Here is an 18,407-nt window from a genome sequence, read left to right as displayed (position 1 = left end):
ATCATCTCATGGCATTGACCGATCCCTTGGGTGATATGCTCACCCGCATCCGCAACGGGCAGCAGGCGAAGAAGGACAGCGTTATGTCCCCGGCGTCCAAGCTGCGCGCCCGCGTGCTCGACGTGCTTCAGCGTGAAGGCTACATCCGTGGCTATTCCGAAGAAGCCCTTGGCAGCCATCCCGGCTTGCGCATCGAGCTGAAATATTTCGAAGGCCAGCCGGCGATCAAGCATGTCGCCCGCGTGTCCAAGCCTGGTCGCCGCGTCTATTCGGGTTCCAAGGAACTGCCGATCGTGCGCAACGGCCTTGGCATCACCATTGTCTCCACGCCTCGCGGCGTTCTGTCCGATGCCGAAGCGCGCGAACAGAATGTCGGCGGCGAAGTGCTGGCGGAGGTGTTCTAATGAGCCGCATCGGTAAAAAGCCGGTTGCGATCCCCGCAGGGGTGACCGCGACCATCGAAGGCGGGCAGCTGTCGGTCAAGGGGCCCAAGGGCACCCTGGCCCTGCAGATGCGCGACGAGATCAGCTATACGCTCGAAAATGACGGCATTTCGGTGCAGCCCGCCAACAAGACCAAGCAGGCGCGCGCCTTCTGGGGTATGCAGCGGACGCTGGTGCAGAACCTGATCACCGGCGTGACCGAGGGCTTCTCCAAGAAGCTGCTCATCACCGGCGTCGGCTACCGCGCCAACTCGCAGGGCAAGAACCTGAAGCTGCAGCTTGGCTACAGCCATGACGTCGATTTCGCGATCCCCGACGGGATCGAGATCAAGACCCCGGATAACACCACGGTCGAGATCAGCGGCATCGACAAGCAGCAGGTCGGTCAGGTAGCGGCCGAAATCCGTCGCTGGCGCAAGCCCGAACCCTATAAGGGCAAGGGTATCAAATACGCTGGCGAATTCATCTTCCGCAAGGAAGGGAAGAAGAAGTAAGATGGCAAAGCTTTCCCTCTTCGCGCGGCGTCGTCGCCGCGTTCGCACCGCGCTCAAGGCTGTTTCGGGCACCCGCCCGCGCCTCAGCGTTCACCGTTCGGGCCGTCACATCTACGCCCAAGTCATCGATGACGCGCAGGGCAAGACCGTTGCCGCCGCATCGACCCTGGACAAGGACGTGCGCGGCAAGACCGGCGCCACTTCGGAAGCGGCTGCCGATGTCGGAAAGCGCGTCGCCGCCGCGGCGACCGCTGCCGGCGTCACCCGCGTCGTGTTCGACCGTGGTGGCTTCCTGTTCCATGGCCGCGTGAAGGCGCTGGCCGACGCGGCTCGTGAAGCCGGGCTGGAGTTCTGATCATGGCTGACGAAAACACCAACGAAGTCGTCGCACCCGTCGAGGGCGCAGAAGCGACAGCACCGACCGAGGGTCGTGGTCCCGGCCGTGGCCGTGGCAACCGCGGCGGCGGCGGCAATGATCGCAACCGTGGCGATCGCGGCGGCCGTGGTCGGCGCGATGATCGTCGTGGCGGCAACCGCGACGAAGATCAGGGCGAAGAACTGATCGAGAAGCTGGTCCACATCAACCGCGTGTCCAAGACCGTGAAGGGCGGCAAGCGCTTCGGTTTCGCGGCGCTGGTCGTCGTAGGCGATGGCAAGGGCCGTGCAGGCTTTGGCCATGGCAAGGCGCGCGAAGTGCCAGAAGCCATCAGCAAGGCGACCGCCGCCGCCAAGAAGGCGATGGTCCGCGTTCCGCTGAAGGAAGGCCGCACCCTGCATCATGATGGCCTGGGCCATTTCGGTGCGGGCAAGGTGACGGTTCGTTCGGCCCCGGCCGGTACGGGCATCATCGCCGGCGGTCCGATGCGCGCCGTGTTCGAAAGCCTCGGCGTCGCTGACGTCGTGACCAAGTCGAACGGCACGTCGAACCCCTATAACATGATCCGTGCGACCTTCGCGGCGCTGGTCGAACAGACCAGCCCCAAGTCGGTGGCGCAGCGTCGCGGCAAGAAGGTCGCCGACCTTCTGCGTCGTGGTGGTGCATCCGCTGACGTCGCGCAGGCTGATGCCGAAGCGATTGCGGAGTAACTGATATGGCGAAGATCAAGATCAAGCAGATCGGTTCGCCGATCCGCCGTCCCGCCGACCAGAAGAAGATTCTGGTCGGTCTGGGCCTTGGCAAGATGAACCGTGTGGTGGAGCTTGAAGACACGGCGGAAGTCCGCGGTGCGATCAAGAAGCTGCCGCACATGGTTGCGGTCGTCGAAGGCTGAGCCTTTCGACCCTATGAAAAGAGGCGAAGGAGGGGGCGACCCCTCTTTCGTTTTTTTCAGAGGCGCGCTACAGGCGCGCTTCTGAAAATCCCAGCACAGGCTGGGATCTCATGCCGGATGGCGCGTCCTTGCCAAAGGAAACCCCCGGTTCTCAATCGCTGGCTGCATCCGCAAGGGCGCGTCCAGATCAACCCGGCCCCAGCCTTCGCTGGGGCGGCATGATTGTCCAAGGACAACCATGCCTCGCGCGAACCAAGCGAAAGCGAGTGCACGATATGACTTTCAAACTGAACGACATCCGCGACAATGATGGCGCCCGCAAGGGCCGTATGCGCGTTGGACGCGGCATCGGTTCCGGCAAGGGCAAGACCGCCGGTCGCGGCCAGAAGGGCGCCAAGGCGCGTTCCGGCGTTGCCATCAATGGCTTCGAAGGTGGCCAAATGCCGCTCCACATGCGCATCCCGAAGCGCGGCTTCAACAACATCTTCGCGAACGACTATGCGATCGTAAACCTGGGCGCCGTGCAGAAGGCGATCGACGCCGGCAAGCTGGACGCTGCCGCGACTATCGACCAGGCCGCTTTGAACGCCGCCAACCTGACCCGCGGTGGCAAGGACGGCGTCCGTCTGCTGGCCAAGGGCGAACTGACAGCCAAGGTCAGCTTCCTGGTCGCCGGCGCGTCGCAGAGCGCGATCGACGCCGTGGCGAAGGCCGGTGGCAAGGTCGACGTGATCGCAGTCGTTCCGGCCGCCGACAAGGCGAAGGCCAAGAAGGGCGCCACCCTGGCCGCCAAGAAGGCCGCCCATAAGGGCTGATCTGCCTGTCGCAGACTTGCAAGCCCAGACTTGCAACAACGGCCCCGCTGCCCGATATGGGTTGGCGGGGTCATGCGTATCGGGGGGAATCCATTTGTCGCGCAGGCGGCAACTCCCCGTTCGACACGCTGAACCCGTCCCGCTAAGGGATGAGCGATTCCGCTCCGGGGCTTGATGCCCCGGCAAGAGTGATTTGAAGGGCAGCCACCATGGCATCGAGAGCCGACCAGCTCGCATCCAATCTCAGCCTCGCAAAGTTCAGCCAGGCGACCGACCTCAAGAAGCGCCTGTGGTTCACGCTGGGCGCCTTGATCGTCTTCCGTTTCCTCAGCTTCGTGCCGCTGCCCGGCGTCGATCCGACCGCGCTGTCGCAGCTTTACAGCCAGACCAATGGCGGCATTCTCGACATCTTCAACACCTTTTCGGGTGGGTCGCTGTCGCGCATGAGCCTGATCGCGCTGGGCGTGATGCCCTATATCACCGCTTCGATCGTGGTGCAGCTGGGCGCCAGCCTCTCGCCGCAACTCGCGGCGATCAAGAAGGAAGGCGAAAGCGGGCGCAAGAAACTGAACCAATATACCCGTTACGGCACGGTCGGCCTGACTGCGGTACAGGGCTATTTCATCGCCGTTGGCCTGGAAAGCTTTGGCGCGCAGTCGGGCGTCGCGGCGGTGATCGAGCCTGGTGTGTTGTTCCGCCTGACGGCGGTCGTATCGCTGATCGGTGGCACCATGTTCCTGATGTGGCTGGGTGAACAGATCACCTCGCGCGGGATCGGCAACGGCGTGTCGCTCATCATCATGGCGGGCATCGTCGCCCAGTTGCCGGTGACGCTGAGTAACCTGTTCAAATCGGGCAGCGAGGGGTCGATTTCCGGCCTGCTCATCATGTTCGTCATGGTGATGGCGCTGGGCCTGATCCTGCTGATCTGCTTCATGGAGCGGGCGCAGCGCCGTGTGCTGATCCAATATCCCAAGCGCCAGACACGCCAGGGCCTGATGCAGGCCGATCGCAGCCATCTGCCGCTCAAGGTCAATACCGCCGGCGTCATCCCGCCGATCTTCGCGTCGTCGCTGCTGCTGATGCCGCTGACCATTTCGCAGTTCGCGGGGCAGACGGTCGCGGGCGAAAGCAAGTGGGGCGATTTCGTTCTGACGCTGAACCAGTATCTGTCGCATGGCAGCCCTGTCTATATGGCGCTTTATGGCCTGGGCATCGTCTTCTTCTGCTTCTTCTACACCGCCGTGGTGTTCAACCCGGAAGAGACGGCCGATAATCTCAAGCGCAATGGCGGCTTTATTCCGGGCATCCGTCCGGGCAAGAACACCGAACATTATCTGGATTATGTGCTGACGCGCATCACCGTCATCGGCGCGGCCTATCTGGCCTTCATCTGCCTGGTGCCGGAATTCGCCATCGCGCGGGCGGGCATTCCCTTCTACCTTGGTGGGACTAGCCTGTTGATCGTCGTCAATGTTACGGTCGATACCGTGACCCAGATTCAAAGCCATCTGCTCGCTCACCAATATGGGGATCTGATCAAGAAGGCGAAGCTCAAGGGTCGCCTGCGCTAAGGCGACCACAAACAAGGGCGCACAACAGGGGAGTATGCGCGCAATGAACATCATTCTGCTTGGACCGCCGGGGGCGGGCAAGGGAACGCAGGCGAGTCGGCTGGTCGAGCAACGTGGCATGGTGCAACTGTCCACGGGCGACATGCTGCGCGCCGCGGTGAAGGCGGGGACGCCGGTCGGGCTTCAGGCCAAGGTGCTGATGGAATCGGGCGCGCTGGTTCCCGATGAAGTGGTGTCGGGCATCATCGGCGAGGCGCTCGACGCGCTGGCGCCGGAGACGGGCGTCATTTTTGATGGCTATCCGCGGACGGAGGCCCAGGCCCATTCGCTCGACACCATCCTGTCGGACCGCCGCCGCACGCTCGATCATGTGATCGAATTGGAAGTGGATGAGGACGCGCTGGTCGAGCGCATCACTGGCCGCTTCACCTGTGGAACCTGTGGCGCTGGCTATCATGACCTGTTCCACAAGCCCAAGGTCGAAGATACGTGCGACAAATGCGGCGGTCACGAATTCAAGCGTCGGCCGGACGATAATGAGGAAACGGTGCGCACCCGCATGGCCGAATATCGCGCCAAGACCGCGCCGATCCTGCCGATATACGAAGCGCGCGATATCGTATCGCGGGTGGACGGCATGGCCGACATGGGCGATGTGAGCACGGCGATCGCGGCCATATTGGACGGCGAGCCGGCTTGAGCTAAACTCCTCCCTTCGAACGAGGGGACGGCATGACATGCGCATGATCACATTATTGGGATGGGCTGGTGCAGCGATGGCTGCGCCGGCCCATTCCGTCGTTATGGTGACCAGCGACGTCGGTTTCGTTATCGAAAGCGAAGTCGAGATCGCGGCGGACGCCGATGCCGTCTATGCGCTGCTGCTGACGCCCGGCCGCTGGTGGAACGACGCCCACAGCTATAGCGGCGATTCGGCGAATATGACGATCGATGCCCATGCTGGCGGCTGTTTCTGCGAGACGATTCCGGCCAAGGCCGGCGCGGCCGGCTCGGTCGAGCATGGCCGCGTCATCTATGTCGTGCCGGGGCGGCAATTGCGTCTGTCCGGCGCGCTGGGACCTTTGCAGACCGATGCGGCGATCGGCACGCTCGACCTTGTGCTCACGCCGGCAGGCAAGGGAATGACGGTCCGCATGACCTATGTGGCCGGGGGCTATTTGCGTACCCGTCCCGCCCAGATCGCGCCCATGGTCGATCAGGTGCTGGGAGAACAATTGCAGGGCCTGAAACGGGTGGCGGAGACGCCGCCATCCTGATTGGCTTACCTCTGGTGAAGGATGTGGCGCAGCCTGTCGACGCCTTTTGGAAAGGAAGCAGCAAAGAAAAGCGCATTCGCTGCCCTCATTAACCACGATCTTAACGGATTTATTGCTCCGTTGTTGCTAAGAGGCGGCATGGACGGATCGCTGCGTAGTCGTGGCCGCTTGACGGAAATGGACGCATTGCGCGGCATAGGGGCGCTGTGCGTGTTGATCTTCCATTATTCCACCCGCTTCCACGAACTGTTTCCGCAAGCGGCGCATGTGCCGTTCAGTTTTCCCGGCGGCAATTATCGCGTCCTGTTGTTCTTCACCATTTCCGGTTTTGCGATCTTCTTCACGCTCGATCGCATCCGCACCGTGGCCGATTTCGTCGTCAATCGCTTCGCCCGTCTGTATCCCGCCTATCTGGTGGCGATGCTGCTGACGCTGGGCATCGAATATCTGGCGCAGGCGACGCAATTGTTGGTGGGACCAGTCGCGATCCTCGCCAATTTCACCATGCTCCAGGGCTTCGCCTTCATGCCGGAGGTGGACGGCGCCTATTGGACGCTGACGGTCGAGATCGCCTTTTATTTCTGCATGGTCGCTATCTGGAAATTCGTCGGCATTCGGCGGCTGGAGCCGGTGCTGGCACTCTGGCTGGCGGTGCGTTGGCTGTTCTGGCTGTGGCCGGACATGCCGGAACGGATCATCATGCTGCTGGTGCTGCGCTACACGCCCTTCTTCGTGATCGGGATGCTGGCCTACCGCCTCTGGTCGGGGCAGCGGACTCTGGCGCAGCAGGCTCCCTATGCGGCGCTCGCGCTGCTGTCTATCGCGACCATGGAGACATGGGACGTGACGATCGTGGGTTGTGTGCTGATGGCCGCCTTCCTGGCGCTGATCCACGGCCATCTGCGCTTCCTCAGCCTTCGCCCGCTCGTCTGGCTGGGTGGGATCAGCTACAGTTTCTACCTGATCCACCAGCATGTCGGCTTCGTCGTCATGCTGGAATTCGCCAAGGCGGGCTATAGTCCCTGGCTGGGCTTCGCCGCGGCCTTCGCCGTGGCGCTGACATTGGGCACAGTCATCAACCGGGTGGTGGAGCGGCCCGCGGGCGAAGCCATCATCGCTTGGTGGAAGCGCCGCCGCGACGCCCGATTGGCGATAGCGAGCGCAGCGACCATTCAGGGTTGAAGCACAAAAAGCGCAGCCGTTGCCGGCCGCGCCCTTTTTAATCCTATAGCTTTACTGTGCGACGGGCGCCGCGGCGGCCGCATTTTCGGGCAGGCCGCCCATCTGCGTCACCATCTTGGTATAGGCGTCCAGATAGGCCAGCACGATCACCTGGCCGATATCGGTATTCTGATAGCCGCCGCCGCCGACGGCGGCGAGGCCGCCCATCCAGCCAAGGCCGCTGCCACCGCCGAAGCTGAGGTCGGATTTGCGGAAATAGCCCTCGGCCATCACCTCCTCCTCGGTGGTGCGGGCGTTGACGACCGACAGCATGACATTGGCCTCGCTCTTCTTGATCGATATGCCGCCCGCCAACGCGCCCAAGGTGCGCCCGCCCAGGAAGCCGCCGACCAGACCGCCAAGGGCGTTGCCGCCGCTATTCTTGTTGGTGGTCACGATATCGGGCTGAATGAAATAATCCGCCGCCTTGACCTGGCCCTTGCCCAGATTCGACCCAGCCTGCAGTTCCCCGGAATCCGACATAGCCCGTTCCATATTGCGGCTCGCCATGGAGCGGCCGCGATTGACGATGCCGAAACAGCCCGATTGCTGCACGAACAACTTGATGATCGCTTCCGGACTGCCCAAGTTCAGTTCGCGCCACCATTGATTGTCGGGCTCGACGATCGCGACGGTGCCCAGGCGCTTGGTGCAGCGGGGAATTTCCATCTGCTTCTTGGTTTGGGCCTGCCGACCCGACGACCCCTTGTCCGCCGCGATCGCCTGCGGCGTCGCCATCGCCAGGCAGACCATGGCCGCCGTCAGCTTGTTCAATCCACGCATTTCAAGAACCCCGTTTGTTGCTTGATAGAGAGAATGTCGCGCGCCCCGTCTTTTGCGAAAGCTTATCACAGGGCAGGGATGCTTCCAAGCAATGCGGGCGGTCTATGACGGCCATTGTCATGGAATGCAGGCCTGGCGCGCGATCCTGCTGACAGGGCGCGCAACTGCTGCTATCGGCGCGCAATGACCGATCTCAGCCATATTCGCAATTTTTCCATCATCGCCCATATCGACCATGGCAAGTCGACGCTGGCCGACCGCCTGATCCAGCGCACGGGCGGCCTGACCGACCGCGAAATGAGCGCACAAGTCCTTGATAATATGGACATTGAGAAAGAGCGCGGCATCACCATCAAGGCGCAGACGGTGCGCCTTGATTATGTCGCGAAGGATGGGCAGACCTATGAACTGAACCTGATGGACACGCCGGGGCATGTCGACTTCGCCTATGAAGTCAGTCGCTCGCTCGCCGCGTGCGAAGGCGCGCTGCTGGTCGTGGACGCGGCGCAGGGCGTGGAGGCGCAGACGCTGGCCAATGTCTATCAGTCGATCGAACATGACCATGAGATCGTGCCGGTGCTCAACAAGATCGACCTGCCTGCCGCAGAACCGGAAAAGGTGCGCAAGGAAATCGAGGATGTGATCGGCCTCGATGCGTCCGAAGCCGTGCTGGCGTCGGCCAAGTCGGGTATCGGTATCGACGAAATCCTTGAAGCCATCGTCCGCAAAATTCCCCCGCCCAAGGGGGACCGCAACGCCCCGCTGGAGGCGATGCTGGTCGATAGCTGGTACGACCCTTATCTGGGCGTCGTCATCCTGGTCCGCGTGGTCAATGGCGTCATCAGGAAGGGCCAGGCGATCAAGTTCATGATCGGCGGCACCGAACATCTGATCGACCGGGTCGGCTGTATGCGCCCCAAGATCGAGCAATTGCCCGAACTGGCGGCGGGCGAAATCGGTTTCATCACCGCGCAGATCAAGGAAATCGCGCAGACCCGCGTCGGCGACACCATCACCACGGTCAAAAATGGCGCGAGCGTGCCGCTGCCGGGCTTCAAGGAAGTGCAGCCGGTGGTCTTCTGTGGCCTGTTCCCGGTCGACGCCAATGATTTCGACAAGCTGCGCGACTCCATCAGCAAGCTGCGCCTGAACGACGCCAGCTTCAGTTTCGAAATGGAAAGCAGCGCCGCGCTGGGCTTCGGCTTCCGCTGTGGGTTCCTGGGGTTGCTCCATCTGGAGATCATCCAGGAGCGGCTGACGCGCGAATATGACCTGGACCTCATCACCACCGCGCCGTCGGTGGTGTACAAGATCCAGTTGACCTATGGCGCGGGCGAGATCGAACTGCACAATCCCGCCGACATGCCCGACCCCACCAAGATCGACGAGATCGAGGAGCCATGGATCGAGGCGATCATCTATTGCCCCGACGAATATCTGGGTTCGATCCTCAAACTCTGCCAGGACCGGCGCGGCATCCAGAAGAACCTGACCTATGTTGGCGGCCGCGCGCAGGTGACTTATGAACTGCCGCTCAACGAAGTGGTGTTCGACTTCTACGATCGCCTGAAAAGCATCAGCCGGGGCTATGCCAGCTTCGACTATCACCAGATCGGCTATCGCGAGGGCGATCTCGTCAAGATGAGCATCATGGTCAATTCAGAGCCGGTCGATGCGCTGTCCATGATCGTCCATCGCGGCACCGCCGAATCGCGTGGTCGCGGCATGTGCGAACGGCTCAAGGATCTGATCCCCCGCCATCTGTTCAAAATCCCGATCCAGGCCGCGATCGGCGGCAAGGTGATCGCGCGCGAAACCATAGCCGCGATGCGCAAGGACGTGACCGCGAAATGCTATGGCGGCGACATCAGCCGCAAGAAGAAGCTGCTCGACAAGCAGAAGGAAGGCAAGAAGCGGATGCGCGAATATGGCAGCGTCCAGATCCCGCAGGAAGCCTTCATTGCCGCGCTGCGCATGGGCGACGAGAACTGATCGACCCGCACGCCGCGCTTCTGGGCCAGTTGGCCCGGATTGAACGGGCGGCGGCGTTTCTGGCCAACGGCATGTCCTGGGGCGTGTGTCCGCAAGCGGCGGGCAGGCGGCGTGACGCCATGCCCGCCAAGCTGATCGGCAATGGCTTGCGCGAACTTGACCTGTTCCTGACCGACCTGATCGTGGAGGCGGGGCGCGTCCACCGACTGGGCGTGGCGGCGGGGCGCGATCCGGGCATCCATCCGGGCCGCCGCATCTATAGCGCGGCGGAAGCCTGGCGGCGGGCCGGGCCGCAACTGGGGTTGGCGGTGGAAGCGCAGGCGCGTTTGCGCGAAATGCGCGCGGCGCAGAACCGCCATTGTTTCGGACGTTTGCGCGGCGAAGGGGCCGAGGCCGCCATGCAGCGCGCTTGCGCCGATTATGCGCGGCTGGCGGGCGAGGTGCTGGCGGCGGTCGGGGCGCGCGGGGGGTAGGGCATATTTCCCGGTCAGTTCGGCGATCAGCCGGCGCACCAGTTGATCGGGGTGCGCGACCAGGCTTTGGCGTGGCCTTTGAGGATCATTAACTGGCCGATCGACACGCCGTCGCGGAGCAGCAACCTGGCGGACGGATCAGGGTCGGCGGTATCTGGCCGGGCTTCGAACGCGCCGCCATTCAGCATCGCCGTCAGCGCGGCGCGGCCCCTCTGCGCGCGGTCGGCTTCGGCCGGACAGCGGGCGTCGGTCGCGCTGGGCACATGGATGTCGGCGATATGATAATGGCGGCCGCGCCAGGCATAAGTGCTGGCGGACAAGACGCAGGCGTCGCCCTTGGCGTCGTCGCACAGCGCGAACTGGTCGGTGATGGTCATCGGCGCAGCGTCCGCGTTCATGGGTTCGCCGTGGGCGGGCAGGATCTTGGCCAGCAACAGGGCCACGGCGATCGCCAGCGCCAGCGCGACTAGCAGAAGGCCGATCGGCACGACGCGCGTGCGCGTTTCCTGCTTCTCGTTCAGCCAGGCGCCGCTCTCGTCCGGGTGGCGATCGCCGACGTCGTACAGATTGCGTGCCATGATTCGTCCCAAATGGAGCGGACGCTTTACCATCGCTTATGGAAAATTTCGGTTAACCAGATGGAACGGCGCCGTGGGACAGCGTGCGCCTTGACGCCCCGACCGAGCCATGGTCAAGTCGCCGGGCTATAGCGACGGAGGCGGCGTGAGCGATACCTGGCTGTATGACGAGCATCCCGCGATGTTCCGGGCGCATCCTTTCCTGTTCCTGCTGCTGCTGGTTTCGGTGGTCGGCATCGTCGCGATCGCGATCTGGTGGGTGCTGCGCAAGGGCGAGCGGCTGGCTCTGAGCGAGCGGGACGTGTTGATGGAGCGCGGGTTGCTGGCCAAGCAGCGGACCGAGATTGCGCTGTCCAGTATACGGTCGGTGCGCATCACCCAGAGCCTGGGCCAGCGCGTCTTCGGCGTCGGCCATGTCGAACTGTTCAGCGCCGGGGACATGGCGGAAATCGCGATCAAGAACATGCCGCGGCCCGACCGTATCCGCGCGATCGCCGCCGCGCGCAACGTCGATCTGTTGCCGCAAAGATAGACTATTTCGTCCAGCCCCTTGACTTGAGCCGATATATTTCAACGATAGGGTGACTAAAGAGGGGTCGCAGAGCCTCAATTCGCAAGAGGACGCCATGTCAGGAACGTCCGTTCACAAAGGGGTGAACGGCGGGATAAGGGGTCGTCTTCCATGGTTGGTTTGCGAGTGATGCCGTCTTTGCCGGATCTTACGGCCGAGCAGCGCGCCGAAATCCGCCACGCTTGCGGCTTCGCCTGCGTGCGCTGCGGCGTCACCATCTATCGCTATCTGGGGTTGCCGGACGGACCGGGGGCGACTTTGCTATGCCCGACCTGCCACGGGCTGGTGGAGGAGGGGCGCTTGACCGCGACCCAGGTGCAAAGCTTCCATGCCAATCCGGTGGTGCGCCAGCGCCATTTCGCGCGCGACCGGCTGCCCTTTTCCGCCGAGTTGCCGCAGCTTATCGTCGGCGGATCGCGGTTGTTGCGCGACACGCCGATCCCGATAACGCTGGAGGGCGAACCGATCCTGATCTTCGCGCCGCCGCGCCGGACCAATGGCGCGACGCGGATCAGCGTGCGGCTGGGCTCGCCCGACGGGGTGGCGACCCAGATCATCGACGGCAATGAATGGAAGCCGACCGACGGCAGCTGGCATTTCTTGCTGCGCGGCGACCGTTACAGCATGATGGCGGCGCGGGGCGACGGGCTGGCGGTGCTGCGCATCGTCGCGCGCAACCGAATCGCGGTGGAGCATCTGCGCACCACGATCAACGGCCGCCGGCTGGAGGTGACGCCCGACTGGTTGGAGATTGACGGCAAGCGTCATGTCGACCGGATCGGCAGCGGGACGCTGATCGGGTTGGAGCTTTAAGCGGAAAACAGGTTCGCACTTTCCAGCGCGATGCTCCAGCGGATCAAATCTGTTCTACCAGAGCCGCAGGATTTCGTCGCATATGTTTTGGTCGAGCCTGTTGCGGCAGTTTGACCGACAATCTCGGCGCTTATCCACAGCATCGCGGCGAAGCCAGTCGAAGTGGCATGCACATGCTGCCGACAATCTGTTCCATCGTGTCTTCCAGCGCATTGGGAAAGGATTCCCCAAAACCGGCTTCATCCGTGCCATGATGTCGCATCAAGATATTGAGGAACATGAGACTGACGCTGATCAGCCGTCGTTGCGCCACATAGGGGGGGAGGTAATCGACGCGCTCGCGCATCAACTGTAGTGCTTCGGTCAAATGGGGCGGTTCCGATCCGCTAAAGTCGCCAAACTCTGGCGATCGGCTTTGCAGCAGATATTGGCTCAGGAAGCTCGCATAGGAGTGGTTGCCGTCGGCGTCGTGCAGATGAAGCTGTGGTAGCAGGATGATTTCGAGGATGGTCCGCGCATCCTTGAGGCTGCCGGTTGTCCTGGCGCGCTGGAGCATGGCGCCGCGTTCCGCCTCCATCTGCTCCATGCGATAGTCGAAAATGGCGCGTACCAAGCCTTCGCGCGATCCGAAATGATATTGCACGGCAGCATGATTGCCTTGGCCCGCTTTCGTCGCAATCTCCCGCATGGACGCGCCATTGATGCCATTTTGGGCGAAAAGCTGCTCCCCCGCCAGAATCAGGCGCGTTTTTCCGTCCATGGCTTCGATGGTCAGCGGGGCGCTCATTTCAATATCCACGTTCGCCACCGCAATATCCTAAAACAAGTGTAATATTTTTGACTGCCTGCATGGAGATGTCGTGAGTCCGAAAGGCGACCTATGCGTTCGCCAGCTTGCATGAAATATCAGGAAATTCAACTTTTCTCGAATTTCAGGGTCTGAATGACGCGCTCCGGCGAATTTTGCGCCGGGGACACCTCCCGACAAGCCAAGAACGCATTTACACTTGACTTAAATTGGCCGATGCGATTATTCCCTAATCGTCATTAGACAGGTCCTGCCGACGCCGCGCCAAGACGGTCAAAAACGGCATGACGCGACAGACGCTCAAGGAGAGACTTTCATGGCGATGGAAACCGGCCTTATCTTTCACCCCTATATGCGTCCAGGACGTACCGCGAGGCAGACTTTCGAATGGGGTGTCCAAAATAGCGTAGCCTGCGACAAGGCGGGCTTCACCTCCATGATGATCTCCGAACATGCGTCGCAGATATGGGAAAATATCCCCAACCCCGAACTGATCATGGCCGCCGCGGCGCTGCAGACGAGCCAGATCAAATTCGCGCCAATGGCGCATATTCTACCGCACCAGCATCCCGCAAAACTGGCCATCATGGTCGGCTGGCTCTCGCAGATTCTGGAAGGCCGCTATTTTCTGGGTATCGGCGCGGGCGCTTATCCGCAAGCATCCTATATCCATGGCATCAAGGATGCCGAACCGCAGATGCTGAACGATATGGTCCGCGAGTCGCTGAGCATCATGGAGAAGATCTGGAAGCGCGAGCCCTTCTTCTTCGAAGGCAAATATTGGGACGCGGGCTATCCCGAAGAGGCGCCTGCGGAAACCGAGGACGATGAGCAGCACATGCTCGCGAATTTCGCGCCCTATAACGGCGCGTTCCCGGAGATCGCCGTCACCGGGTTCAGCGCCAACTCCCCGTCGATGAAACTCGCCGGCGAAAAGAACTTCAAGCCCGTCTCGATCTACTCAGGGCTTGATGCGCTCAAGCGTCATTGGGAGATTTACGCGGAAGCCAATACCAAGGCGGGCTTCACCCCCATCCGCCAGCGTCATGCGGTATCGCAGACCGTATTCTGCGCCGATACCGATGCGGAAGCCAAGCGGCTCGTGATGGAAGGGCCGATCGGCTATTGCTTCAACAAATATTTGATCCCGATCTGGCATCGGTTCGGCATGATGGACGGCTTTGCCAAGGACGCGGGCATCGATCCGGCCGACGCCGACCTGGAATTCCTGGTGGATAACGTCTTTGTGGTCGGATCGCCCGATACGGTCGTCGACAAGCTCAACACGCTGTTCGAGGCGACCGGCGGCTGGGGCACGCTACAGGTCGAATCGCATGACTATTATGATGATCCCACGCCCTGGTGGAACTCGCTGGAACTGATCGCCAAGGAAGTGGCGCCGCGGGTCAAACTGCCCGGTGCCAAGGCAACCGCTGCGGAAACGGTGGCCGCCTGACAGGCAATAGGGAGGGGGGGATGAATTCTCCCCTTCCCATGCTTGTCCTAGACGGTCCCGCTGGCGAATCCATGTAGCAAAAGGTCGGCTGCCTGCTCGGCGATTTGCGCTGGTCCCAACTTGCCTGGCCGATACCAGGATGAACTGGAATCGAGCATCGCGATCAGAAATTTCCTGACCACGGTTGGGTCCAGTGCGGCGCTGGCGCTGCCGTCTGCCTGCGCAGCGACGATGAGGTCGCGCCAATAATTGTCGAAGCTGGAATAGGCGGCCAAAACCCGTCGACGCATTTCATCCGGCAAATCGTCGAACACGCGCGCTACGGCGGAGGAATAATCGTCGCCCGACAAAAGGAAGTCGATATGGGCCACGATCGCGGCGCGCAGGCGCACCAAGGGAGACGCTTCGAGTCCCAACACCTCGACACGGGCGACGATGTGGCGGCTGTTGCGGTAAATTCCTTCCATCATCACATCTTCGACCAGATGGTCCTTGGAAGGGAAATGATGATAGATGCTGGGCGCCAGCATCCCGGCGCCCTTGGCGATCTCACTGAGTTTCGCGCCCGCCAGCCCCTTTTGACGGAGGACTGTCGCGGCCGAGTCCAAAATGCGCGTTCGGCCATTATCTGCGTGTGCCATGGCGTCCCTTAGCAAAATCATAAGGGAAAGACAGCATCATGAAGCGTGGTTTCCGTCTACCCGGCATAAAGGGAATTAGGGACGCCTGGCGCGGGGGGAGCGAGAATTTCGAATAGGCCGCCAGCGAGCGGCTGTTCGGCAAATGTCGCGGCTGAAAAGCCCTGCGATCCAGTGATGAGGAAGAGCCGCTCATGGTCGCTGCCTCCAAAGGCAGGGCGAAGACCGCGCCGCACCGGCAGCCGTCGTTCCTCCAGCAATGTCGCGTCCGGCGCAAAGCGGCGCAGCACCCAGCTTTCGTAAAAGGCCATCCAGATGCAGCCTTCGACATCGACAGCCATTCCGTCGGGATAGCCGTCTTGCGGCTTGAAGTTCAGGAAGTCGCGGCGGTTCGATAGCGTGCCATCGTCGGCGACGTCATAGGCCCAACTGACCAGCGGCATGGAGTCGTTCACATAGGCGGTCCGACCATCGGGACTGAAAGCCGGCCCATTGGCAGTGACGATATTGCGTTCCTGCGTGCTGACGCCGCCATCGGCGTCCAGGCGATAGAGTTCGCCGGTGTTGCGCACGTCGAGTTTGCCGAGCGTGCTTTCCTTGTCATCGGTGGTCGTGCTTTCGTCCCACTGGCTGGAATCGCACGAACCGGACCAGTACCGTCCCTTGCGATCGGTGACGCCATCGTTGAGCCGGGCGATCTTGGGGTTGGGTATCGGATGGATGAACGGCGCATAAATCTGTTTGTGGGGATCGACATGGGCAAAGCCGTCGGCACAGGAGGCAACGAAGCCGCCGCTGGCGCGCGGCGCGATCGCGCTGATCCAGGCCGGCGCGTCCCAGCGTCCCGTGCGGCCGCTGTCGAGATGAAACCAGTTGATGCTGGGGGCTTCGATATCGACCCAGTAGATGCAGCCGTCCCGATCGTCCCAGACCGTGCTTTCGCCCAATATCGCCTTGGCGTCCCACAGGCACCGCCAGCCTTCGCCTTCCATCATCGACTCATCCTGTCTGCTGTTATAGTTTGATCACCGGGTCGCCAAAGGGATCGTCGCGCTGGCGGACCGCCGCCTTCAATCCCTCGTTGCGCACCGTTTCGTTGAACCGGGTGCGGCTGGCGGCCAGATGGCCACGCGCATCCATTTCGGCGGCCATGCGCTGCAAGGTGCGGGCGCCCATCAGTTCCAGACCAAGGTTCACGATCCGTTTGTTGGCGCTCAGCAGGTCGGCGTCGATCAGGGCAAGGCGCGCGGCGAGCGCGGCGACCTCCGCGTCGAGCTGGTCGGCAGGGACCGCTTTGAGCGCCAGCCCGATCTGCGCGGCGTCGTCTCCGCGGATCGAATCGCCGGTCAGAAGGAGCCGCTTGGCCCATTGCGGACCGACCAGATAGAGCCACATATGGCTGGGGAGGGAACCCTGCGAACGGGCGGGCGGGAAACCGAACAGCGCATCGTCGGCGCAGATCACCATGTCGCACAAGAGTGCCAGGTCGGTGCCGCCAGCCAGGCAGCGGCCATGGACCTGGGCGATCACGGGCTTGTGCATGTCGAACAGCGCCATGCGCAGCCGCTGCGCTTTTTCCTGATGCCAGCTATCGTCGTCGAATTTCGCGCGCCCGCGCTTATGATCGACCTGACCCGGTATGGGCTGATCATATTTCTGGAGGTCGTAGCCGGAGCAGAAATCCGGGCCAGCCGCTTTGAGGACGACGGCGTGAACGCGATTATCCTCATCGGCTTCCCATAGCAGAGCGCTCAGTTGCTCCTGCAACGGCTCGCTCAGCGCATTGCGCTTTTCGGGACGATTGAGGGTGATCCAGGCCGTTCCGTCACGGACCTCGTACAGCAGCAGCTGTGCGGCGTCTTCCATGTTCATCCTCTCTATCTTCCCCGTCGCGGCATCTGGCGCGCCGCGACGGATGGTAACAGCTCAGGCGACCGATTGCAGGGGGCTGGGCGCCACGGCCGGAGCGGACACGTCGATGTCCTTGAGATGCGGGAGAACCTTGCGGGCGAACAGCTCGTAATTGTCGCGGCCGACATCAAAGGGCATGTCGCCAAACTGGGTATAGATGATGAAGCTGCCGACATCGAATCGATCGACCATGGCTTTGAGCTTTTCCACCACCTCTTCCGGGCGGCCCCATATCTGGAGATCGGCCAGGAAATTGTTGAATTTCTCGATGCCATGCTTTTCGACGCTGCTGGCCAGCGCGCCATAATATTCATAGCCCTCGATCTTCTCGAATTCCTTGTTCCCGAACTGGTAGAAGGACGATGTGGATCGGGCATATTCGACGAGATATTTGTCGCGCATCTCCTGCGCCTTGGCGGCATCCTCGTTCACCGCGACGAAGGCGACGACCACGGGCTTGGGCGCAGGGCGTCCCTGCATCGCGAAGAAGCGGTCGCGATAGCTTTTTACATCTTCGGCAACCCGGTCCCACGGCTTTTGCGCGATGATCATCAGGCCGACGTCGAGGTTCGCCATCAGCTTGACCGACTCCGGCGATACCGCCGACGCGAATACGCGGCCGCGATAGCTGGCATAGGGGCGCGGGCGCAGTTCGACGCGCGGTTGTTGCAGATATTTCCCGTCATATTCCATGACGCCCGTTTCCAGCGCGTTGAGCAGCGCTTCGGCATATTCGCGGAACCGGTGGCGCGCTTCGCCCATCGGCACCTGAAAGCCGTCAAACTCGCCTTTGCCCAGGCCACGGCCGATGCCCAATATGGCACGACCTTCGGATAATTGGTCCAAAAGCAAGAAGCTTTCGGCGATGCGGACAGGATTTTGCCACGGCAGTACGGTGACCGTGGTGCCCAGCTTGATCTTGCTGGTCTTGGCGGCGACCCAGGACAGGAATTGGGGGACGTTGGGCGTCATCATGTAGCCGGTGAAGTGATGCTCCGGGGTCCACACCGAGTCGAAGCCGCGATCCTCGGCCTCAGCCGCAAGCGCCAGTTCATGTCTGAAAACCTCGATATCGCTGACTTGATCCTTTAGATTTTGGAACGTCAGCCCCAAACCCACATCCATAAACGCCTCCAAAATATGCCGATGGAGATAAACTAATCAAAATTAGGCTACTTTGGCAAGCCCAAGATCAAATCTTTGGCGCTGGAACATCGCGATCGGGCCGGATGCTATCATCTTGAGGTATTCGTCTTTTTCAATAATATATAATATTATCAATGATTAAT

The 18,407-nt window shown here is 61.7% G+C and carries 22 protein-coding genes; 15 read left to right on the top strand and 7 right to left on the bottom strand.

Annotated elements, in window-relative coordinates; all coding sequences use genetic code 11:
• Positions 1–8: 8 nt before the first annotated feature.
• The 10 genes from rpsH to sphantq_RS07765 all read left to right on the top strand — a co-directional run bounded on the left by rpsH (position 9) and on the right by sphantq_RS07765 (position 7,056).
• On the top strand, positions 9–404 hold the full coding sequence (gene rpsH, locus sphantq_RS07810) for a 30S ribosomal protein S8 (protein ID WP_066606458.1): 396 nt from the start codon (positions 9–11) through the stop codon (positions 402–404).
• Positions 404–937 carry a 50S ribosomal protein L6 gene (gene rplF, locus sphantq_RS07805; RefSeq protein ID WP_066606456.1) on the top strand — a complete coding sequence of 178 codons (534 nt, stop codon included), beginning with the start codon at positions 404–406 and terminating at the stop codon, positions 935–937. The genes rpsH and rplF overlap by 1 nt, the downstream gene beginning before the upstream one ends.
• A 1-nt stretch (position 938) precedes the next feature.
• Positions 939–1,292, top strand: a complete 354-nt coding sequence (gene rplR / locus sphantq_RS07800) for a 50S ribosomal protein L18 (RefSeq protein ID WP_066606453.1) — start codon at positions 939–941, stop codon at positions 1,290–1,292.
• Positions 1,293–1,294: 2 nt separating this feature from the next.
• Complete coding sequence (gene rpsE, locus sphantq_RS07795) at positions 1,295–2,023, top strand: 30S ribosomal protein S5 (protein ID WP_082679150.1); 729 nt, start codon at positions 1,295–1,297, stop codon at positions 2,021–2,023.
• A gap of 5 nt (positions 2,024–2,028) precedes the next feature.
• Entirely contained in the window at positions 2,029–2,208 is a 180-nt protein-coding gene (rpmD, locus tag sphantq_RS07790) for a 50S ribosomal protein L30 (protein ID WP_066606451.1), read from the top strand.
• Positions 2,209–2,483: 275 nt separating this feature from the next.
• On the top strand, positions 2,484–3,023 hold the full coding sequence (rplO, locus tag sphantq_RS07785) for a 50S ribosomal protein L15 (protein WP_066606450.1): 540 nt from the start codon (positions 2,484–2,486) through the stop codon (positions 3,021–3,023).
• A gap of 209 nt (positions 3,024–3,232) precedes the next feature.
• A complete protein-coding gene (gene secY, locus sphantq_RS07780; RefSeq protein ID WP_129927294.1) occupies positions 3,233–4,597 on the top strand; it encodes a preprotein translocase subunit SecY in 1,365 nt (454 codons plus the stop codon).
• Between the two features lie 43 nt (positions 4,598–4,640).
• Complete coding sequence (locus sphantq_RS07775) at positions 4,641–5,297, top strand: adenylate kinase (protein ID WP_066606444.1); 657 nt, start codon at positions 4,641–4,643, stop codon at positions 5,295–5,297.
• A gap of 43 nt (positions 5,298–5,340) precedes the next feature.
• The gene (locus tag sphantq_RS07770) at positions 5,341–5,874 is read left to right on the top strand and encodes an SRPBCC family protein (RefSeq protein ID WP_336314442.1); all 534 of its coding nucleotides are present in this window, start codon (positions 5,341–5,343) and stop codon (positions 5,872–5,874) included.
• Between the two features lie 138 nt (positions 5,875–6,012).
• Complete coding sequence (locus sphantq_RS07765; RefSeq protein WP_272799965.1) at positions 6,013–7,056, top strand: acyltransferase family protein; 1,044 nt, start codon at positions 6,013–6,015, stop codon at positions 7,054–7,056.
• A gap of 51 nt (positions 7,057–7,107) precedes the next feature.
• Here sphantq_RS07765 and sphantq_RS07760 read toward each other — a convergent pair whose 3' ends face one another.
• A complete protein-coding gene (locus tag sphantq_RS07760) occupies positions 7,108–7,878 on the bottom strand; it encodes a CsgG/HfaB family protein (RefSeq protein WP_272799964.1) in 771 nt (256 codons plus the stop codon).
• A 183-nt stretch (positions 7,879–8,061) separates the two neighbouring features.
• On the opposite strand from sphantq_RS07760, the gene lepA reads away from it, so the two are divergent.
• Together lepA and sphantq_RS07750 are read left to right on the top strand one after the other, a co-directional pair.
• The gene (gene lepA, locus sphantq_RS07755; RefSeq protein WP_066606429.1) at positions 8,062–9,870 is read left to right on the top strand and encodes a translation elongation factor 4; all 1,809 of its coding nucleotides are present in this window, start codon (positions 8,062–8,064) and stop codon (positions 9,868–9,870) included.
• 29 nt (positions 9,871–9,899) lie between these two features.
• Entirely contained in the window at positions 9,900–10,343 is a 444-nt protein-coding gene (locus sphantq_RS07750) for a hypothetical protein (protein WP_242496118.1), read from the top strand.
• A 26-nt stretch (positions 10,344–10,369) separates the two neighbouring features.
• On the opposite strand, the gene sphantq_RS07745 is transcribed toward sphantq_RS07750, so the two are convergent.
• Positions 10,370–10,921, bottom strand: a complete 552-nt coding sequence (locus sphantq_RS07745; protein ID WP_272799963.1) for a nuclease — start codon at positions 10,919–10,921, stop codon at positions 10,370–10,372.
• A 145-nt stretch (positions 10,922–11,066) separates the two neighbouring features.
• Here sphantq_RS07745 and sphantq_RS07740 point away from each other — a divergent pair, with 145 nt between their 5' ends.
• On the top strand, positions 11,067–11,453 hold the full coding sequence (locus sphantq_RS07740) for a PH domain-containing protein (protein WP_066607437.1): 387 nt from the start codon (positions 11,067–11,069) through the stop codon (positions 11,451–11,453).
• Between the two features lie 168 nt (positions 11,454–11,621).
• Positions 11,622–12,305: a hypothetical protein gene (locus sphantq_RS07735; protein ID WP_201785538.1), complete on the top strand. Its 684-nt coding sequence runs from the start codon at positions 11,622–11,624 to the stop codon at positions 12,303–12,305.
• A gap of 130 nt (positions 12,306–12,435) precedes the next feature.
• Here sphantq_RS07735 and sphantq_RS07730 read toward each other — a convergent pair whose 3' ends face one another.
• Positions 12,436–13,092: a TetR/AcrR family transcriptional regulator gene (locus sphantq_RS07730; RefSeq protein ID WP_148648430.1), complete on the bottom strand. Its 657-nt coding sequence runs from the start codon at positions 13,090–13,092 to the stop codon at positions 12,436–12,438.
• 337 nt (positions 13,093–13,429) lie between these two features.
• Here sphantq_RS07730 and sphantq_RS07725 point away from each other — a divergent pair, with 337 nt between their 5' ends.
• A complete protein-coding gene (locus tag sphantq_RS07725) occupies positions 13,430–14,569 on the top strand; it encodes an LLM class flavin-dependent oxidoreductase (RefSeq protein ID WP_129927454.1) in 1,140 nt (379 codons plus the stop codon).
• 47 nt (positions 14,570–14,616) lie between these two features.
• On the opposite strand, the gene sphantq_RS07720 is transcribed toward sphantq_RS07725, so the two are convergent.
• From sphantq_RS07720 to sphantq_RS07705, 4 genes are read right to left on the bottom strand one after another with little or no spacing between them, the layout of a single operon-like run.
• The gene (locus sphantq_RS07720; RefSeq protein WP_066606416.1) at positions 14,617–15,210 is read right to left on the bottom strand and encodes a TetR/AcrR family transcriptional regulator; all 594 of its coding nucleotides are present in this window, start codon (positions 15,208–15,210) and stop codon (positions 14,617–14,619) included.
• A 56-nt stretch (positions 15,211–15,266) separates the two neighbouring features.
• The gene (locus sphantq_RS07715; RefSeq protein ID WP_066606414.1) at positions 15,267–16,202 is read right to left on the bottom strand and encodes an SMP-30/gluconolactonase/LRE family protein; all 936 of its coding nucleotides are present in this window, start codon (positions 16,200–16,202) and stop codon (positions 15,267–15,269) included.
• A 19-nt stretch (positions 16,203–16,221) separates the two neighbouring features.
• Positions 16,222–17,073, bottom strand: a complete 852-nt coding sequence (locus sphantq_RS07710; protein WP_082679170.1) for a crotonase/enoyl-CoA hydratase family protein — start codon at positions 17,071–17,073, stop codon at positions 16,222–16,224.
• A 60-nt stretch (positions 17,074–17,133) separates the two neighbouring features.
• Positions 17,134–18,243: an LLM class flavin-dependent oxidoreductase gene (locus sphantq_RS07705; RefSeq protein ID WP_066606410.1), complete on the bottom strand. Its 1,110-nt coding sequence runs from the start codon at positions 18,241–18,243 to the stop codon at positions 17,134–17,136.
• Positions 18,244–18,407 lie beyond the last annotated feature (164 nt).

It is taken from the genome of Sphingobium sp. AntQ-1 (assembly GCF_028538045.1).
Taxonomy (GTDB): Bacteria; Pseudomonadota; Alphaproteobacteria; order Sphingomonadales; family Sphingomonadaceae; genus Sphingobium; species Sphingobium cupriresistens.
This window is presented reverse-complemented; position numbering and strand designations above follow the sequence as displayed.

Coding starts and splice junctions, on each gene's coding strand:
- sphantq_RS07710 (WP_082679170.1), bottom strand. CDS start 17,073: ATGGAAGACGCCGCACAGCTGCTGCTGTACGAGGTCCGTGACGGAACG.
- sphantq_RS07715 (WP_066606414.1), bottom strand. CDS start 16,202: ATGATGGAAGGCGAAGGCTGGCGGTGCCTGTGGGACGCCAAGGCGATA.
- rplF (WP_066606456.1), top strand. CDS start 404: ATGAGCCGCATCGGTAAAAAGCCGGTTGCGATCCCCGCAGGGGTGACC.
- sphantq_RS07765 (WP_272799965.1), top strand. CDS start 6,013: ATGGACGGATCGCTGCGTAGTCGTGGCCGCTTGACGGAAATGGACGCA.
- secY (WP_129927294.1), top strand. CDS start 3,233: ATGGCATCGAGAGCCGACCAGCTCGCATCCAATCTCAGCCTCGCAAAG.
- rplO (WP_066606450.1), top strand. CDS start 2,484: ATGACTTTCAAACTGAACGACATCCGCGACAATGATGGCGCCCGCAAG.
- sphantq_RS07760 (WP_272799964.1), bottom strand. CDS start 7,878: ATGCGTGGATTGAACAAGCTGACGGCGGCCATGGTCTGCCTGGCGATG.
- sphantq_RS07705 (WP_066606410.1), bottom strand. CDS start 18,243: ATGGATGTGGGTTTGGGGCTGACGTTCCAAAATCTAAAGGATCAAGTC.
- sphantq_RS07725 (WP_129927454.1), top strand. CDS start 13,430: ATGGCGATGGAAACCGGCCTTATCTTTCACCCCTATATGCGTCCAGGA.
- rplR (WP_066606453.1), top strand. CDS start 939: ATGGCAAAGCTTTCCCTCTTCGCGCGGCGTCGTCGCCGCGTTCGCACC.
- rpmD (WP_066606451.1), top strand. CDS start 2,029: ATGGCGAAGATCAAGATCAAGCAGATCGGTTCGCCGATCCGCCGTCCC.
- sphantq_RS07730 (WP_148648430.1), bottom strand. CDS start 13,092: ATGAGCGCCCCGCTGACCATCGAAGCCATGGACGGAAAAACGCGCCTG.
- rpsH (WP_066606458.1), top strand. CDS start 9: ATGGCATTGACCGATCCCTTGGGTGATATGCTCACCCGCATCCGCAAC.
- sphantq_RS07720 (WP_066606416.1), bottom strand. CDS start 15,210: ATGGCACACGCAGATAATGGCCGAACGCGCATTTTGGACTCGGCCGCG.
- lepA (WP_066606429.1), top strand. CDS start 8,062: ATGACCGATCTCAGCCATATTCGCAATTTTTCCATCATCGCCCATATC.
- rpsE (WP_082679150.1), top strand. CDS start 1,295: ATGGCTGACGAAAACACCAACGAAGTCGTCGCACCCGTCGAGGGCGCA.
- sphantq_RS07735 (WP_201785538.1), top strand. CDS start 11,622: ATGCCGTCTTTGCCGGATCTTACGGCCGAGCAGCGCGCCGAAATCCGC.
- sphantq_RS07745 (WP_272799963.1), bottom strand. CDS start 10,921: ATGGCACGCAATCTGTACGACGTCGGCGATCGCCACCCGGACGAGAGC.
- sphantq_RS07770 (WP_336314442.1), top strand. CDS start 5,341: ATGATCACATTATTGGGATGGGCTGGTGCAGCGATGGCTGCGCCGGCC.
- sphantq_RS07775 (WP_066606444.1), top strand. CDS start 4,641: ATGAACATCATTCTGCTTGGACCGCCGGGGGCGGGCAAGGGAACGCAG.